This is a genomic window from Citrobacter sp. Cb004, assembly GCF_030337065.1.
GTDB lineage: Bacteria > Pseudomonadota > Gammaproteobacteria > Enterobacterales > Enterobacteriaceae > Citrobacter > Citrobacter braakii.
The window spans coordinates 24,958-43,058 of the sequence record NZ_JAOWCH010000049.1; the positions used below are offsets into that span (position 1 = coordinate 24,958).

Annotated in this window: 13 protein-coding genes and 1 riboswitch; of the genes, 8 read left to right on the plus strand and 5 right to left on the minus strand. The window is 52.8% G+C overall.

Annotation, left to right across the window (positions count from 1 at the left end):
• Positions 1–50 precede the first annotated feature (50 nt).
• Together ppc and argE are read right to left on the minus strand one after the other, a co-directional pair.
• On the minus strand, positions 51–2,702 hold the full coding sequence (ppc, locus tag OGV65_RS08320; protein WP_016157932.1) for a phosphoenolpyruvate carboxylase: 2,652 nt from the start codon (positions 2,700–2,702) through the stop codon (positions 51–53).
• 343 nt (positions 2,703–3,045) lie between these two features.
• Positions 3,046–4,197: an acetylornithine deacetylase gene (gene argE, locus OGV65_RS08325; protein ID WP_286454845.1), complete on the minus strand. Its 1,152-nt coding sequence runs from the start codon at positions 4,195–4,197 to the stop codon at positions 3,046–3,048.
• 155 nt (positions 4,198–4,352) lie between these two features.
• Between argE and argC the strand changes: the two genes are divergently transcribed.
• The 3 genes from argC to argH all read left to right on the plus strand — a co-directional run bounded on the left by argC (position 4,353) and on the right by argH (position 7,631).
• Positions 4,353–5,357 (plus strand): N-acetyl-gamma-glutamyl-phosphate reductase, encoded by a 1,005-nt coding sequence (argC, locus tag OGV65_RS08330; RefSeq protein WP_016155287.1) that lies wholly within the window; start codon positions 4,353–4,355, stop codon positions 5,355–5,357.
• A 10-nt stretch (positions 5,358–5,367) separates the two neighbouring features.
• Positions 5,368–6,141 carry an acetylglutamate kinase gene (gene argB, locus OGV65_RS08335; RefSeq protein ID WP_016155288.1) on the plus strand — a complete coding sequence of 258 codons (774 nt, stop codon included), beginning with the start codon at positions 5,368–5,370 and terminating at the stop codon, positions 6,139–6,141.
• 116 nt (positions 6,142–6,257) lie between these two features.
• Positions 6,258–7,631: an argininosuccinate lyase gene (argH, locus tag OGV65_RS08340; RefSeq protein WP_047497608.1), complete on the plus strand. Its 1,374-nt coding sequence runs from the start codon at positions 6,258–6,260 to the stop codon at positions 7,629–7,631.
• Positions 7,632–7,695: 64 nt separating this feature from the next.
• On the opposite strand, the gene OGV65_RS08345 is transcribed toward argH, so the two are convergent.
• On the minus strand, positions 7,696–9,867 hold the full coding sequence (locus OGV65_RS08345) for a ricin-type beta-trefoil lectin domain protein (RefSeq protein WP_200047217.1): 2,172 nt from the start codon (positions 9,865–9,867) through the stop codon (positions 7,696–7,698).
• A 482-nt stretch (positions 9,868–10,349) separates the two neighbouring features.
• On the opposite strand from OGV65_RS08345, the gene oxyR reads away from it, so the two are divergent.
• Positions 10,350–11,267: a DNA-binding transcriptional regulator OxyR gene (gene oxyR / locus OGV65_RS08350; RefSeq protein ID WP_003028858.1), complete on the plus strand. Its 918-nt coding sequence runs from the start codon at positions 10,350–10,352 to the stop codon at positions 11,265–11,267.
• Here oxyR and sthA read toward each other — a convergent pair.
• Positions 11,250–12,650: a Si-specific NAD(P)(+) transhydrogenase gene (gene sthA / locus OGV65_RS08355; RefSeq protein WP_016155291.1), complete on the minus strand. Its 1,401-nt coding sequence runs from the start codon at positions 12,648–12,650 to the stop codon at positions 11,250–11,252. The genes oxyR and sthA overlap by 18 nt on opposite strands.
• 191 nt (positions 12,651–12,841) lie before the next feature.
• Between sthA and fabR the strand changes: the two genes are divergently transcribed.
• Together fabR and OGV65_RS08365 are read left to right on the plus strand one after the other, a co-directional pair.
• A complete protein-coding gene (fabR, locus tag OGV65_RS08360; protein ID WP_003028862.1) occupies positions 12,842–13,477 on the plus strand; it encodes an HTH-type transcriptional repressor FabR in 636 nt (211 codons plus the stop codon).
• Positions 13,478–13,492: 15 nt separating this feature from the next.
• Positions 13,493–13,852: a YijD family membrane protein gene (locus OGV65_RS08365; RefSeq protein ID WP_016155292.1), complete on the plus strand. Its 360-nt coding sequence runs from the start codon at positions 13,493–13,495 to the stop codon at positions 13,850–13,852.
• 45 nt (positions 13,853–13,897) lie between these two features.
• Here OGV65_RS08365 and trmA read toward each other — a convergent pair whose 3' ends face one another.
• The gene (gene trmA, locus OGV65_RS08370; protein WP_016155293.1) at positions 13,898–14,998 is read right to left on the minus strand and encodes a tRNA (uridine(54)-C5)-methyltransferase TrmA; all 1,101 of its coding nucleotides are present in this window, start codon (positions 14,996–14,998) and stop codon (positions 13,898–13,900) included.
• Positions 14,999–15,113: 115 nt separating this feature from the next.
• Positions 15,114–15,300, plus strand: a riboswitch (cobalamin riboswitch).
• Positions 15,301–15,365: 65 nt separating this feature from the next.
• Here trmA and btuB point away from each other — a divergent pair.
• Both btuB and murI read left to right on the plus strand, forming a co-directional pair.
• A complete protein-coding gene (gene btuB / locus OGV65_RS08375) occupies positions 15,366–17,204 on the plus strand; it encodes a TonB-dependent vitamin B12 receptor BtuB (protein WP_286454846.1) in 1,839 nt (612 codons plus the stop codon).
• Entirely contained in the window at positions 17,149–18,000 is an 852-nt protein-coding gene (gene murI, locus OGV65_RS08380; protein WP_016157938.1) for a glutamate racemase, read from the plus strand. Before btuB ends, murI begins: the two co-directional genes overlap by 56 nt.
• The last annotated feature ends 101 nt before the right edge of the window (positions 18,001–18,101 follow it).

Sequence of the window (18,101 nt, forward strand, 5' to 3'; positions counted from 1 at the left end):
GTTTTTGTTGTCGCCTTCGTACAATAGCACGAAGGCGACGAGGGGGGACGTTAGCCTGTATTACGCATGCCGGCTGCGACACCAGCGATTGTCACCATCAGCGCTTGTTCAACGCGCGGATCCGGTGCATTGCCTTGCTCTTCCGCCAGGCGTGAGCGGTGTAACAGCTCAGCCTGTAAGACATTCAGCGGGTCAGTATAAATATTTCTTAACTGAATGGACTCGGCAATCCACGGCAGGTCGGCCATCAAATGTGAGTCGTTGGCAATCGCCAGCACGACATCGATATCGGCTTCCAGGCGCTGACGCAGCTCTTCACCCAGCGGCCACAGCTCTTTTTTGACCAGGCGCTGATCGTAGTATTCTGCCAGCCACAGGTCTGCTTTGGCGAAAACCATTTCCAGCATGCCAAGACGTGTGGAGAAGAATGGCCAGTCGCGGCACATTGCTTCGAGTTCGCTTTGCTTACCGTCTTCAACCACTTTTTGCAGTGCGGTGCCTGCACCCAGCCATGCCGGGAGCATCAGGCGGTTCTGCGTCCAGGCAAAAATCCACGGAATGGCGCGCAGAGACTCTACCCCGCCGGTTGGGCGACGTTTTGCCGGGCGTGAACCGAGCGGTAATTTACCCAGTTCCTGCTCTGGCGTTGCGGAGCGGAAGTAAGGGACGAAGTCTTTGTTTTCACGTACATATCCACGATAGAGCTCACAGGAAATATCGGAAAGCTCATCCATGATATGACGCCAGTTATCTTTCGGCTCTGGCGGCGGTAACAGGTTGGCCTCCAGAATTGCTGCGGTATACAGCGACAGGCTGCTGATGGTCACTTCCGGCAGGCCGTACTTAAAGCGGATCATCTCCCCTTGTTCTGTCACGCGCAGACCGCCTTTCAGGCTGCCTGGTGGTTGAGAAAGCAGCGCCGCATGCGCAGGCGCGCCACCGCGACCAATGGAGCCACCGCGACCGTGGAACAGCGTCAGTTCGATACCGGCTTTTTCGCAGGTTTTGATCAACGCGTCCTGCGCCTGATATTGCGCCCAGGAGGCCGCCATTACGCCTGCATCTTTTGCGGAGTCAGAGTAGCCAATCATGACCATCTGTTTGCCCTGAATAAAGCCACGGTACCAGTCAATGTTCAGGAGCTGGGACATGACGTCATCGGCGTTGTTGAGGTCGTCCAGCGTTTCAAACAGCGGGGCAACCGGCATAGCAAAACCGATACCGGCTTCTTTCAGTAGCAGATGTACGGCCAGTACATCCGATGGCGTTTTCGCCATTGAGATAACATAGGCGGCAATGGAGCCATACGGGGCTTCAGCAATGACCCGGCAGGTGTCGAGCACTTCGCGGGTGTCGTTGCTCGGCTCCCAGTTACGTGGGAGCAGCGGACGCTTGGAGTTCAGCTCGCGGATCAGGAAAGCCTGTTTATCCGCTTCCGACCAGTTTTCGTAGTCGCCAATGCCCAGATAACGGGTCAGTTCGCCAAGGGCTTCAGTGTGACGGGTGCTTTCCTGACGAATATCAATACGTACCAGCGGTACGCCGAAACATTTCACGCGGCGTAGGGTGTCGAGCAATTCGCCATTGGCGATAATGCCCATGCCACAGGCCTGCAGAGACTGATAGCACGCATATAGCGGGTCCCAGAGCTGTTCGTTTTGGGTGAGAAGTCCCGCAGGTTTCGGTAATTTCTCGCCTTTCAGACGGGCTTCCAGCCAGGCCTGGGTTGCCATCAGACGTGAACGCAGGGTTTTCATCAGATAACGGTAAGGTTCTGCTGCGCCTTCTTCACCCACCAGCGCCAACAGTTCCGGTGTGGCATCCACCATCGACAGCTCAGAAATCAGAAACTGAATGTCTTTCAGGAACAGATCGGTCGCTTTCCAGCGGCTGAGTAGCAGCACGTGACGGGTGATATCCGCCGTTACGTTCGGGTTGCCATCGCGGTCGCCGCCCATCCAGGAGGTAAAGCGAACCGGGACAAAATCAACGGGCAGCTTATAGCCCAGATGCTCTTCCAGTTGTTCGTTCAGCTCGCGCAGATAATTTGGTACGCCTTCCCACAGGCTATTTTCAACCACCGCGAAGCCCCATTTGGCTTCATCAACCGGGCTTGGGCGCAGCTTGCGGATTTCATCCGTATGCCAGGACTGGGCAATCAACTGGCGCAGACGGCGCATCAGCTGATGGCGCTCGTAATCGACGAGGTCTTTGTTATCAAGTTGCTTGAGACAGGCGTTCACTTCACCCATTTTATGGATCAGCGTACGGCGGGTGATCTCGGTCGGGTGGGCAGTGAGAACCAGCTCCAGGGAGAGAGATTCGACGGCTTTTTTGATGGTGGCTTCATCGAGGTTGGGCTGCTCTTTCAGTTTACGCAGAGTGCGAGCAATCACTTCCGGGTTGCTGGCTGCTTCGCCTTTTGGCGAAATGCTGTGGTACTGCTCGGCGGTGTTGGCCAGGTTCAGAAACTGGCTAAACGCGCGGGCAACCGGCAGCAGCTCGTCGTTAGACAGGTTTTGCAGCGTAGTGAGCAGCTCCTGGCGATTGACTTCATTGCCGGCGCGGGATGATTTGGACAACTTACGGATTGTTTCTACGCGGTCAAGAATGTTCTCTCCCAGCGCATCCTTGATGGTCTCCCCCAGCACTTTGCCGAGCATACTGACATTACTACGCAACGCGGAATATTGTTCGTTCATATTAACCCAGACACCCCATCTTTAATTTATGCGTCCTGTATCTTTCGCGCGACATCGGCGTTGGCTGCGCTTGCCCACCCGGTCACTTACTTATGTAAGCTCCTGGTATGAGCTCGCTTGCCGCCTTGCTGTGACACGAAATCTCTCGGACTTTGTTTGTTAGCCGTCTTTTATAAAGCCACGTAAAAGTCGTGACGTCAATTGCTGCGAAATCGGTTCAGCAAACGAAAAAATGACGGGAATTTACGTTATTTAATTCACATCGAATCAAATAAGCTTTGCTTATGGAAATGTTAATAAATTACCTCGCTTACCACTAAAGGGTTAGCGAGGCGATAAGCGGTTAATGCCAGCAGAAATGATGCACAACCTGGGTGATCAATTCGCGGGTTGGCTTAATAAAACGAGTTTCCAGATACTCATCCGGCTGATGCGCCTGATTAATGGAGCCAGGCCCTAACACCAGCGTCGGGCAAAGCGTCTGGATAAACGGCGCTTCGGTGCAGTAGTTCACCACCTCAGTCTGTGCGCCCAGCAGTTTCTCAACCACTTGTACCAGTTGATAATCCGGTGGGCACTCATAGCCTGGAATTGGCGGATGCAGCTCCGACACCGTCAGGCGACCCGGCCAGCGCTCGCTGACCGGGGCCAGCGCGTCGTTAAGTAAGCCATTGAGATCGTTAAGCGTCATGCCGGGCAGTGGGCGAATATCCATATGTAGCTCGCAGCAGGCGCAGATTCGGTTGGCGGCGTCGCCGCCGTGGATGTGACCCAAATTTAACGTCGGATACGGGACGGTAAAAGCATCATGGTGATAGCGCTCTTTCAGGTCATCGCGCAGATTCATGATATGACCGATGGCATCATGCATCAGTTCAATGGCATTCACGCCACGAGCCGGATCGCTCGAGTGACCCGATTGTCCCAAAATGCGAATCGCATTAGAGATATGACCTTTGTGCGCGCGGACCGGTTGTAGAGAAGTGGGTTCGCCAATGATCGCGCAGTCCGGGCGTAAAGCGGTGGTTTCAGAGAAATAACGCGCTCCCGCCATGCTGGTCTCTTCATCGGCAGTGGCCAGAATGTACAGGGGCTTTTTCAGTTGAGTGACGTCGACGTCACGCAGCGCGTCGAGGATAAAGGCGAAGAAGCCTTTCATATCTGCCGTACCCAAACCGTAGAGCTTATTGTCATGCTCGGTCAGGGTGAACGGATCGCGCGTCCAGCGTCCGTCGTCAAAGGGGACGGTATCGGTATGGCCCGCCAACAACAAACCACCGGCTCCCTGTCCAATGCTTGCCAGCATATTGAATTTATTGCGCGTGTCGGGAACCGGCTGGACCTCCACATTAAAGCCTAAATCTTTGAACCAGCCCGCCAGCAGAGTGATTAAACCTGCATTACTTTGGTCGAGCGCTTCTTCGGTGGCGCTAATCGACGGCATGGCAATCAGAGCGCGGTATATCTCGATAAATGGCGGTAAATTGTTTTTCATTGTTGACACACCTCGGGTCATGATAGTATCAATATTCATGCAGTATTTGTGAATAAAAATACATTAACGTTGAGCGTAATAAAACCCACCAAGTGTAAGGTGAGGTGATAAAGGCTTATATCTGGCAACAGAATCTAAGAAGGTGAGCAGCCCCGATGTTGAATACGCTGATTGTGGGCGCCAGTGGCTATGCCGGCGCAGAGCTTGTGACCTATGTAAATCGCCATCCTGATATGACCATAACCGCTTTGACCGTCTCAGCGCAAAGCAATGATGCAGGAAAATTAATCTCCGATTTGCATCCGCAGTTGAAAGGCATTGTCGATTTACCGTTACAGCCAATGTCAGATATCAGCGAGTTTAGCGCAGGGGTGGACGTTGTGTTCCTCGCAACGGCACATGAGGTGAGCCATGACCTGGCCCCGCAGTTTTTGCAGGCCGGATGCGTGGTGTTTGACCTCTCGGGCGCGTTTCGCGTAAACGACGGCGCGTTCTATGAAAAATATTACGGCTTTACCCATCAGCATCCCGACCTGCTGGAGCAGGCGGTTTATGGACTGGCGGAGTGGAGCGCAGACCAACTGAAAGACGCGAATTTGATTGCCGTGCCGGGTTGCTACCCGACGGCGGCGCAGCTGTCGCTGAAACCACTGATTGATGCCGGGCTGCTGGATCTCAGCCAGTGGCCGGTAATTAACGCCACCAGCGGCGTGAGCGGCGCGGGACGTAAGGCGGCTATTTCCAACAGCTTTTGTGAGGTGAGCCTGCAGCCGTATGGCGTGTTTACCCATCGCCATCAGCCGGAAATCGCTACTCACCTTGGTGCGGAGGTGATCTTCACCCCGCATCTGGGCAACTTCCCGCGCGGAATTCTGGAAACCATCACCTGCCGTTTGCAAGCGGGCGTAACCCATGCGCAAGTGGCTCAAACGTTGCAACAGGCGTATGGCGATAAGCCACTGGTGCGTCTGTATGACAAAGGCGTTCCGGCGCTGAAGAACGTGGTTGGCTTACCGTTCTGTGATATCGGGTTTGCCGTACAGGGTGAGCACCTGATCGTGGTGGCAACTGAAGACAACTTATTGAAAGGCGCGGCGGCACAGGCGATGCAGTGCGCAAATATTCGTTTTGGCTTTGCTGAAACTCAGTCTCTTATTTAAGGGTGCAACGATGAATCCATTAATTATCAAGCTGGGCGGCGTTTTACTGGATAGCGAAGAGGCGCTGGAGCGTCTGTTTACCGCACTGGTGAATTATCGTGAGTCGCATCAGCGACCGCTGGTCATTGTGCACGGTGGCGGCTGCGTGGTTGACGATCTGATGAAGCAGCTGAACCTGCCGGTGAAAAAGAAAAATGGTCTGCGCGTCACGCCAGCCGATCAAATTGACATTATTACCGGCGCCCTGGCAGGAACAGCGAATAAAACCTTACTGGCCTGGGCGAAAAAGCACCACATCGCATCCGTGGGTCTGTATCTTGGTGATGGCGATAGCGTAAAAGTGACGCCGCTCGATAAAGCGCTGGGTCATGTTGGACTGGCGCAGCCGGGTTCGCCTAAGCTGATTAACACACTGCTGGAAGGCGGTTTTCTGCCGGTAGTTAGCTCTATTGGTGTTACTGAAGACGGACTGCTGATGAACGTTAATGCCGATCAGGCGGCAACGGCGCTGGCGGCAACGCTGGGTGCGGATCTGATCCTGCTCTCTGACGTAAGCGGTATTCTGGATGGTAAAGGCCAGCGTATTGCCGAAATGACCGCCGCTAAAGCGGAACAACTGATTGAACAAGGTATTATTACTGACGGCATGATCGTGAAGGTCAATGCGGCGCTGGATGCCGCGCGCACGCTGGGTCGCCCTGTGGATATTGCCTCCTGGCGTCATGCCGAGCAACTGCCGGCGCTGTTTAACGGCATGCCAATTGGCACGCGGATTTTAGCGTAAACTATTTTGTACCCGATGGCGGTTATGCCTTATCGGGCCTACGTGAACCGAACCTGTACGCCGGATAAGCTAAGCGCCATCCGGCGTTGAAATTCAAGATATTAAGGAAGCAAGTTATGGCACTTTGGGGTGGGCGTTTTACACAGGCAGCAGATCAGCGGTTCAAACAGTTCAACGACTCGTTGCGTTTTGACTACCGCCTGGCAGAACAGGATATTGTCGGCTCTGTGGCCTGGTCTAAAGCGCTGGTAACGGTCGGCGTACTGACTGCCGATGAACAACTGCAATTGGAAGAGGCGCTGAACACTCTGTTGGAAGAGGTTCGCGTTAATCCGCAGCAGATCCTGCAAAGCGATGCTGAAGATATTCATAGCTGGGTGGAAGGTAAGCTGATTGATAAAGTCGGCCAGCTTGGTAAAAAACTGCATACCGGACGTAGCCGTAATGACCAGGTCGCGACCGATCTTAAACTGTGGTGTAAAGACACGGTTATTGAATTACTGTCGGCCAACCGTCAGTTGCAAAGTGCGCTGGTGGTGACGGCAGAGAATAACCAGGACGCCGTCATGCCGGGTTACACCCACCTGCAACGTGCGCAGCCGGTGACGTTTGCTCATTGGTGTCTGGCCTATGTCGAAATGTTGGCGCGTGACGAGAGCCGTCTGCAGGATTCGCTCAAGCGCCTGGACGTCAGTCCACTGGGCTGCGGCGCGCTGGCGGGTACGGCGTATGAAATCGATCGCGAGCAGCTGGCCGGTTGGCTGGGCTTTTCCTCGGCGACGCGTAACAGTCTGGACAGTGTTTCTGACCGTGACCACGTGCTGGAGTTACTCTCCAACGCTTCTATCGGCATGGTGCACCTGTCGCGTTTTGCTGAAGACCTGATTTTCTTTAATACCGGCGAAGCGGGCTTTGTCGAGCTGTCCGATCGTGTAACTTCGGGTTCATCTCTGATGCCGCAGAAGAAAAACCCGGATGCGCTGGAGCTGATCCGTGGCAAATGCGGTCGCGTGCAGGGTGCTCTGACCGGCATGATGATGACCTTAAAAGGTCTCCCGTTGGCATACAACAAAGATATGCAAGAAGACAAAGAAGGGCTGTTCGATGCGCTCGACACCTGGCTGGACTGTCTGCATATGGCTGCGCTGGTGCTGGATGGCATTCAGGTGAAACGTCCGCGTTGTCAGGAAGCGGCGCAGCAGGGTTATGCTAACGCCACCGAGTTGGCGGATTATCTGGTAGCAAAAGGCGTCCCGTTCCGCGAAGCACACCATATTGTGGGTGAGACGGTGGTCGAGGCGATTCGTCAGGGCAAACCGCTGGAAGCGCTGTCGCTTGCTGACTTACAAAAGTTCAGTCAGGTGATTGGCGAGGACGTTTATCCGATCCTCTCGTTGCAATCGTGCCTGGATAAACGTGCGGCGAAAGGCGGCGTGTCGCCACAGCAGGTGGCGCAGGCGATCGACTACGCGAAGGCGCGTCTGATTTAACGTCGGTAATAAAAGAGGCCATCCCGAGGGATGGCCTTGTCATGTTTCTATCCTGGATAGCAGTTTACGGACGATAAATCTCAAATTCCTGGGCGACGTTATTGTCGGTGCAGGTACTTAAGGTGACATAACCGTCGTTACCCACCGTCATACAACGTTGCGTGCCTTCCTTCTGTGAGACGAACTTGTTGTTTTGCCAGGTCCATGTCTGATTTTTGTTGGTATCAGTCGGGGTGTGGCAGGTGTAAGAAATAATATTTCTGCCTTCAACATTATAACCGTTTTGAATATCCAGGCAGCTCTGGCTATTGCCAATTACCAGATGTTCACGGGCATCAAATTTAAAGGTCTGGTTGTTGGAGCCGGAGCAGGCATAGGTGAACAAACGATCGCCATTCCGGATTTGACCGTTTTTGACATCCAGGCAGAGGTTGTTTTTCCGTGATTTATAAACACCGGTGACGACCTCTTTTTCATCTGCGTGAGTAAACGGCGCAAATACCTGGCTGTATGCGTACATCGGTGCCTGCTGTGCGGTCATGCCGCTGTGCTCCGGGCTGACCTGCTTCGCCACGCCCGGCTGATCGCGTGCCATTGACCACGCGCCAATCATGCCGAGGTTGCGTTTTTTCGCATCTTCCATTACCAGTTTCGCATCGGACAGATAGAACACTTCGCCCTGTACATCGTTGTAACCGATCATCGGGGTGGTGCCCATCATGGCGTTGATCTCTTTGTCAGATTTCTCTGGCCAGATTTTCTTCAACTGGGTGAACATGTTGTCGATAGCGGATGTGGCGCATTTACCGTGAATGTTCTGCCCTTCGGTGCCGTCTGACTGGCAGACGGCGTTACCGTAGTCCATGGTCATCACGTTAATACCAGCCAGCTCAACGCCGGCATGGCGCGCATTTTCCAGTACATACAGACCTTCAGCCGTCAGACCGGTCGGCAGAATTGGCAGGGTGTACCAGATACCGACTTTGCGACCTTCCTCTTTCCACTGAGCCTGAACCTCTTTTACTGCCTGGTTGCGGCGATCGATGGAATCCTGATCGGCCACCCATGTGCCTTCGATATCAAAATCCAGCACGTTCAGGTTCATGTTATCAACAATGTCGTAGTAGAGTTTTTGCAGGTCTTTAACATTCTTACAGGCAGCTGCCAGCGGGGAGTTATTCGCTCCGCCAATGGAAACCATCACATCGCCACCGGCTTCACGCAGCGCTTTTATTTTGCTGTACTGTGAGTAATCCTGCAGATTATAGGCCGTGCCCCAGGTTGGGATGCACTGCTCGCCGCTTTTCGCGACGACAAACGCCATGGTGAAGTGGGTAATATTTTGCTCTTTCGCCAGTTTTGCCAGATCCGGAATGCTGTTCAGGCTAAAGTCGACGTATGGTGCATAAACGTGGGCAGGCCACGGATTTTTCGGCGTCCCTACGCGCTCTTTGGTGCCTGCCCAGTTGGTATAAATCGCCCACGGGTTGTTATCATCCGGCATAACGCCTTTGACTTTCGTCTGAGCGACATAAGGTATCCCTTTGTACACCGCCAGTTTGCCAGCTTCGTAAAGCGCAATAGAGTTGATCTGTGGGGCATTATTAAATTGTTCCTGGGTGAATTCGACCGTTGGGCCTAACGGTTTCCACGGACGGCCATTGGTGCCGGTCGGGTTCTGGTTACCTGCAATAGAAGGATTTTCGCCAACGGTATAGTACAGCGCTTCATAAGACTGGTCGTCAACTTTGACCTCATCCCCTTTGTTATAAACCTGGCTGGAACTCCAGTCGGGTACTGGCGTATAGAGTTTCCACGGGTTGTCGGCACCTGGGGTGAAGGAATAAGCCGGAATGGGCCTGGACGCTTCATATGTCACATCCTGATAAGCGACAATATCATCTTTGGCATAATCTTTTTCTGCGCTGAATGCGTCGTGGGCAACAGGCGTGGCGCTCCCGGATTCACAAGTGGTTGGGTTGCCATATTGATCGATTTCCGCTTTTGTGGCATCGCGCAAATAACTCCACGGATTATCCCAGTTTTCAGCGGACGCGCCCTGTGGGCAATTATCGGCATTTACATACCAGCGGTTACTATAAACTTTACTGTCAAAAATAACTTCAATGGTGTTTCCACCTGACTGACCGCTCCAGGCTTCCAGGGCGAATGCGTTTGCGGCGCATGACATCAGGCCTGCCGCGAGAAAATATCGCGAAATAGTATTGAGTTTCATAAAAGATTCCATTCGATAAATATTAGAAAAATATGGGTGAATGTACTCTAAATAATTAGAGTGGCGAAGAAACGAGTGTTCTTGCGATTTGCCATATATTGAATATCGCGCGGTTATTATTTATGAACCTGACAGGGCGTCAAATATATAAATGATACAAAATGTTTTTGATTATTTTAATTTAATATGATTTTCATTTAAATAATCGAATGGAAATATGTAATTTATATTTTGTATATATTTTTTTGAATGTATTCGCGCCGGGCGCAAAAAAAATGCGGACTCAAGGCCCGCAAAAGTTCACGTTGGCTTTAGTTATTTCGAGTATGAGAGAAACTCTCAAAACGGACAGTAGCTTCAAGGGTTAAAGGGGTACCGTTCCGTTTCTGTGGTGCATTATTAAACAGAAAGCTTGATAGGGATAATCGTTCGTTGCTATTCTACCTATCGCTACGAACTATCGTGGCGATGGAGGATGAATAATGAATATTCGTGATCTTGAATACCTGGTGGCGCTAGCCGAACATCGTCACTTCCGACGAGCGGCAGACTCCTGTCACGTTAGTCAGCCAACGCTGAGCGGACAGATCCGCAAGCTGGAAGATGAGCTTGGTGTCATGCTGCTGGAGCGTACGAGTCGCAAAGTGCTGTTCACTCAGGCAGGTTTACTGCTGGTGGATCAGGCGCGCACCGTGCTGCGCGAGGTCAAAGTGCTCAAGGAGATGGCAAGCCAACAAGGCGAGACAATGTCTGGACCGCTGCATATTGGTTTGATCCCAACGGTGGGGCCATACCTGCTGCCGCATATTATTCCTATGTTGCACCAGACCTTCCCAAAACTGGAAATGTATCTCCATGAGGCGCAGACGCATCAGCTGTTGGCGCAACTGGATAGCGGTAAGCTCGACTGCGTCATTCTGGCGCTGGTGAAAGAGAGTGAGGCGTTCATCGAAGTACCATTATTTGATGAGCCTATGCTGCTGGCGATCTATGAAGATCACCCATGGGCAAACCGCGACTGTGTACCGATGTCCGATCTGGCGGGTGAGAAACTGCTGATGCTAGAGGATGGCCACTGCCTGCGCGATCAGGCGATGGGCTTCTGCTTTGAAGCGGGTGCCGATGAGGATACCCATTTCCGGGCGACCAGTCTGGAAACGCTGCGTAACATGGTGGCGGCAGGCAGCGGTATTACCTTACTGCCCGCGCTGGCCGTGCCGCCGGAGCGTAAGCGTGATGGCGTTGTCTATCTGCCCTGCATCAAGCCTGAACCGCGCCGTACGATTGGCCTGGTGTATCGTCCAGGTTCGCCGCTGCGCAGCCGTTATGAACAGCTGGCAGAGGCCATCCGTGGGTCAATGGATGGCCATTTCGACAGTGCGTTAAAACAGGCGGTTTAAGCCATTTAGCGCTGCTACCCGATAGGCTTCCGCCATGGTTGGGTAGTTAAAGGTGGTGTTAACGAAGTATTCGATGGTGTTACCACCACCTTTTTGCTCCATTATCGCCTGACCGATGTGAATAATTTCGGCCGCGCGTTCCCCAAAGCAGTGGATCCCCAGAATCTCTTTCGTTTCGCGATGGAACAGGATCTTCAGCGTTCCGACACTCATACCCACGATTTGCGCACGTGCCAGATGTTTAAACTGGGCGCGGCCAACCTCGTATGGAACTTTCATGGCCGTGAGCTGTTGCTCGGTTTTCCCGACGGAGCTGATTTCCGGAATGGTATAAATTCCGGTCGGGATATCTTCGATCAGATGCGCGGTAGCTTCGCCTTTTACCAATGCCTGGGCGGCAATGCGTCCCTGATCGTAGGCCGCCGATGCCAGACTCGGATAGCCGATCACATCTCCTACGGCATACACGTGCGGCAGCGCCGTCTGGTACATGCTGTTGACCTTCAACTGTCCGCGGCTGTCGGTTTTCAGCCCAATATTTTCCAGCGCCAGCGAATCGGTATTACCGGTACGGCCATTGGCGTACAACAGGCAGTCGGCTTTCAGTTTCTTACCGGATTTCAGATGCATGATGACGCCGTCATCGCAACCTTCAATCTTCTCGTACTCTTCGTTGTGGCGAATGACCACACCGCTGTTCCAGAAGTGGTAAGAGAGCGAGTCGGACATCTCTTGATCGAGGAACGCAAGCAGACGATCGCGGGTGTTGATTAAATCGACTTTGACGTCCATTCCACGGAAGATCGACGCATATTCGCAGCCAATTACTCCCGCACCATAAATCAAAACATGGCGGGGTTCATGGTGCAGGCTCAGGATAGAGTCGCTGTCATAAACCCGGGGATGGGAAAAGTCGACATCCACCGGATGATAGGGGCGTGAACCACAGGCGATGATGAACTTATCCGCGGTCAGCGTTTCCACCGTGCCGTCGTGGCATTCAAGGGCGAGTGTGTGTTCATCAACAAAACGGGCATTTCCCTGCAAAATTTCACAGTGGTTGCGCTCGTAAAATCCTTGCCGCATACGCGTTTGCTGATTAATAACGTTATCAGCGTGGTTGAGAATATCGGCGAAAGAAGAACGAAGGAGTCGGGAGTGGTCGCTGTAAAGTGGGTTCTGATTGAATTCAATAATACGGCTGACGGCGTGGCGGAGGGCTTTCGACGGGATGGTCCCCCAGTGGGTACAGCCTCCGCCGACGTTATGATAGCGCTCAATCACCGCGACGCGCGCTCCTTGCTTAACCAGACCCATTGCAGCGCCTTCGCCGCCGGGACCGGAACCTATTACTATTGCATCGTAATCGTAGGAATGTGACATGGTCAGGCTTACCTGTTCTTATACATAAAAGCAACAGAATAGTAACATCGTTGTCGGGATAACCCAATTATCGTTGTGCTTTTTTGCGAACTCGAAGCACAAACTGCGCGTAAACAATCATTCACAAAGCCATGCCAACCGCCGAATCTCTGGTATAGTGCCAGCAAGGTATGTGGAAGGATTCAGACATCGTGATGGGCGTTAGAGCGCAACAAAAAGAAAAAACCCGGCGTTCGCTGGTAGAAGCCGCATTTAGTCAACTCAGCGCTGAGCGTAGTTTTGCCAGCCTCAGTTTACGCGAAGTCGCTCGTGAAGCGGGCATTGCGCCAACCTCGTTTTATCGCCATTTCCGCGATGTGGATGAACTCGGCCTGACGATGGTGGATGAGAGTGGTTTGATGCTGCGTCAGTTGATGCGTCAGGCGCGTCAGCGTATCGCGAAGGGCGGGAGTGTGATCCGCACCTCGGTCTCAACATTTATGGAGTTCATCGGCAACAATCCCAACGCCTTCCGTTTATTATTGCGCGAGCGTTCGGGAACCTCCGCGGCGTTTCGCGCAGCGGTCGCTCGTGAAATTCAGCACTTCATTGCGGAACTTGCGGACTATCTCGAACTCGAAAACCATATGCCTCGTGCGTTTACTGAAGCGCAGGCCGAAGCCATGGTCACCATTGTGTTCAGCGCCGGGGCAGAAGCACTGGATGTTGGCGCCGAGCAGCGTCGACAGCTGGAAGAACGGCTGGTATTGCAACTGCGCATGATCGCGAAGGGCGCATTTTATTGGTACCGCCGTGAACAAGAGAAGATGACGCATCACTCCGAGTAACGAGAAGGACGAGCAATGAAACAGTCAGGTCAAGATAAAGGTACGCTGCTGCTGGCGCTGGTTGCTGGCTTATCGATCAATGGCACATTTGCGGCGCTGTTTAGCTCCATTGTGCCATTCTCAGTATTCCCAATTATTTCGCTGGTGCTGACGGTTTATTGTCTGCATCAACGCTATCAAAACCGTACCATGCCTGTGGGGTTACCGGGCCTGGCCGCCGCCTGTTTTATTCTCGGCGTTCTGTTGTACAGCACTGTGGTACGCGCTGAATATCCGGATATTGGCTCTAACTTCTTCCCGGCGGTTCTGTCGGTGATTCTGGTGTTCTGGATCGGCTTTAAAGTGCGTAACCGTAGACAGGAAATCGTGGAGTAATATTTGTAGGCCGGGCAAGCGAAGCGCCCCCGGCCAGGACATCATTTACTTGGCGGTCAGTAATACTCCGCACTCCATATGGTGCGTATACGGGAACTGATCGAACAGAGCCAGGCGTGAAACATTGTGCGTCTGGCTTAACGTTTCCAGGTTCTTACACAATGTCTCCGGGTTACAGGAGATGTACAGAATTCGCGGGTACGCCTGCACCATTTTCTCTGTTTCGCTGTCCAGACCGCTGCGCGGTGGGTCAACGAAAATGGTTTCACACTGGTAACTCTTCAGATCGATTCCCTGCAAACGGTTGAACTCACGAACCCCGTTCATCGCCTGAGTAAACTCTTCGGCCGCCATGCGGATAATTTGTACGTTATCAATATGGTTAGCCGCAATGTTGTATTGCGCAGCAGCCACGGACGGTTTAGCGATTTCAGTGGCCAGCACGCGGTTGAAGTTTTGTGCGAGGGCTAACGAGAAATTGCCATTGCCGCAGTACAGCTCAAGCAGGTCGCCTTTTGATCCCCTGGTGACATCAATCGCCCATTCCAGCATCTGAATATTCATGGCGGCATTCGGCTGGGTGAAGCTGTTCTCAACCTGGCGGTAGATAATCTCTTTACCCGCAACCGGCAAGCGTTCGTCAATGTAATCCTGGTCCAGCTCGATTTTGGTTTTGGTTGCCCGGCCAATCAGATGCACGTTCAGGTTTTGCGCCCGTAACGCATCCCGCAGCGCTTCAGCTTCCTGACGCCATTCATCATCCAGTTTTTTATGGTACAGCATCGATATCACCGCCTGATCGCTCAGGGTAGTGAGGTAATCAATCTGGAACAGTTTGTGGCGCAGGACGTGGTTGTTGCGAACGCCGTCGATCATTGCCGTCATCAGCGTGTTGATAAGCTCGCTGGCCGCCGGGAAACTGTCGACGCGGATACGGCTTTTGGTCTGGCTGTCGAACATGATGTGGTACAGATCATCCCCGTCATGCCACAGACGAAATTCCGCGCGCATACGGTAGTGGCTGACCGGCGAGCGAAACACTTCCGGAGCCTGTGCATAAAATGGCGTCATTAAGCTCTGCAGACGCACTACTTTTTCAGCTAACTGGGCGTCGTACTGTTCTGTCGGAAGGTGTTCGGGGGTCATGATGCGTCCTGAAAAATAAAAGTACGCGGGGATTGTAGGGATTGCTCAACAGATGTCCAGTCATTGATGATTTCCGATATTGTGATGCGCGGTCTGGACACCAGGTTGTAACAAACTGTAGCATCCGTTTTCCGGTCCTGTGAGTTAAAAGGGAATCCAGTGTGAATCTGGAGCTGACGCGCAGCGGTAAGGAAGGTAGGAGATGAGCGCACCTGGTGCAGACACTGCGGCTTGCCGTGGGAAGTCATCATCTCTTTAAGTTGCCTCCAAGCCCGAAGACCTGCCGGCTAACGTCGCATCTGGTTTTCATCATCGCGTACTATCGGTGGGACCTGCGGCATCCTTCTTATATTGTGGATGCTTTACAATGATTAAAAAATCGTTGCTGTGCACGGCGCTGTCCGTCACAGCATTTTCGGGTTGGGCGCAGGACACTAGCCCAGATACTCTCGTCGTCACTGCCAACCGTTTTCAGCAGCCTCGTAGCGCTGTACTTGCCCCTATCACCGTTGTTACGCGTCAGGATATCGATCGCTGGCAATCCACTTCCGTCAATGATGTGCTTCGCCGCCTGCCGGGCGTGGATATCGCCCAATACGGTGGTATGGGACAAAATTCGTCTATTTCTATCCGCGGCACCAATGCCAGCCATGTGCTGGTGTTGATTGACGGCGTGCGTCTGAACCTGGCAGGGGTTAGCGGCGCAGCCGATCTTAGCCAGTTCCCAGTCTCGTTAGTGCAACGTATCGAATACATTCGTGGGCCGCGGTCGGCGGTTTATGGGTCTGATGCGATTGGTGGTGTGGTGAATATCATTACCACGCGTGAAAAGCCGGGGACGGAACTCACTACCGGTGTAGGGAGCAATGGGTATCAGAATTACGATGTCTCAACCCAACAACAGCTTGGCGAAAATACGCGCGTCACATTAATGGGCGATTATGCCTATACCAAAGGTTTTGATGTTGTCGCATACGGTAGCACTGGCTCTCAGGCTCAGCCCGACAAAGACGGTTTCTTAAGTAAGACGCTGTATGGCGCGCTGGAACATAACTTTTCCGATACATGGAGCGGGTTTGTTCGCGGCTACGGCTATGATAACCGAACAGATTATGACGCGTATTATTATCCTGGGACGCCGTTAGTGGATACCCGTCAGCTCTATAGCCAAAGCTGGGATGCCGGGCTGCGCTTTAATGGCGAGCTTATCCAGTCACAACTGGTTTCCAGCTATAGCCATAGTAAAGATTACAACTATGATCCGGATTATGGTCGCTATGACTCCTCGGCCACACTGGATGATATGAAGCAATATAATGTTCAGTGGTCCAACAGTATGGTGCTTGGTCACGGTAACGTAGGCGCAGGCGTTGACTGGCAAAAGCAAACCACGACGCCTGGCACCGGGTATGTCACGGACGGTTACGATCAGCGTAATACGGGTCTCTACCTGACCGGGTTGCAGCAACTGGGCGACTTTACCTTTGAAGGTGCGGCGCGCAGTGATGATAACTCCGAATTTGGCCGTCATGGCACATGGCAGACCAGCGCCGGATGGGAGTTTATTGAAGGCTATCGCTTTATTGCCTCCTACGGTACATCTTACAAAGCGCCTAATCTCGGACAGTTGCATGGTTATTACGGCAATTCGAACCTGGATCCTGAACAAAGTAAGCAATGGGAAGGGGCGTTTGAAGGCTTAACGGCGGGCGTGAACTGGCGTGTATCCGGATATCGTAATGATATTGACGACATGATCGATTACGACCCGCATACCGAGAAATACTTTAACGAAGGTAAAGTTCGTATTAAAGGTGTGGAAGCGACCGCAAACTTTGATACCGGGCCGTTGGCACATACGCTGAGCTACGATTATGTCGATTCGCGCAATGCGATTACGGACAAGCCGCTCGCACGCCGTTCTAAAAACCAGGTGAAGTACCAGCTCGACTGGCAGGTTTATGATTTTGACTGGGGCCTGACGTATCATTACCTGGGAACGCGTTATGACACTGACTACGTAACCTACCAGCCAGTAAAAATGGGTGGGGTTAGCCTGTGGGATCTTGGCGTGTCATATCCAATCACCTCACAGCTGACAGTTCGTGGTAAAATCGCCAACCTGTTCGATAAAGATTACGAGACAGTTTATGGCTACGCAACTGCAGGACGGGAATACACCTTGTCTGGCAGCTACACTTTCTGATCCGCGTCCCACCGTGCTGGTGTTTGATTCCGGCGTCGGTGGGTTGTCGGTCTATGACGAGATCCGGCGTCTTCTGCCGGATCTCCACTATATATACGCTTTCGACAACGTCGCCTTTCCTTATGGAGAGAAGAGCGAGGAGTTTATCGTCGAACGTGTTGTTGAGATTGTGACTGCGGTCCAGCAGCGCTATCCCCTCTCTCTTGCGGTCATCGCGTGTAATACAGCAAGCACGGTATCGCTCCCTGCATTACGTGAGAAATTTGCCTTTCCGGTTGTGGGCGTGGTGCCTGCCATTAAACCGGCGGCGCGACTCACGGCGAATGGTGTGGTGGGACTGCTGGCTACGCGTGCAACGGTGAAGCGTTCATATACCCATGAGTTGATTGCACGGTTTGCTAACGAATGTCAGATAGCGATGCTGGGTTCCGCTGAGCTGGTGGAACTGGCGGAAGCGAAGCTGCACGGTGAAACCGTTTCTCTGGAAGAACTGCGTCGTGTCCTGCGCCCTTGGCTGCGGATGTCGGAACCACCTGACACGGTGGTGCTCGGATGCACCCATTTCCCTCTATTACGGGAAGAACTTTTACAGGTCCTGCCCGAGGGGACGCGGCTGGTGGATTCTGGTGCCGCGATTGCGCGTCGTACGGCCTGGTTATTAGAACATGAAGCGCCAGACGCGAAATCAACTGATGAGAATGTCGCATTCTGCATGGCAATGACGGCAGAAGCCGAACAATTATTGCCCGTGCTGCAGCGTTATGGCTTTAAGACGCTCGAAAAACTGGCTGTTTAGGCTGTTTTGGTGGAAAAATAGGCACTCGGAAGATTATTTTAAATTTCCCCTTGTCAGCCTGAAATAACTCCCTATAATGCGCCTCCACTGACACGGAACAA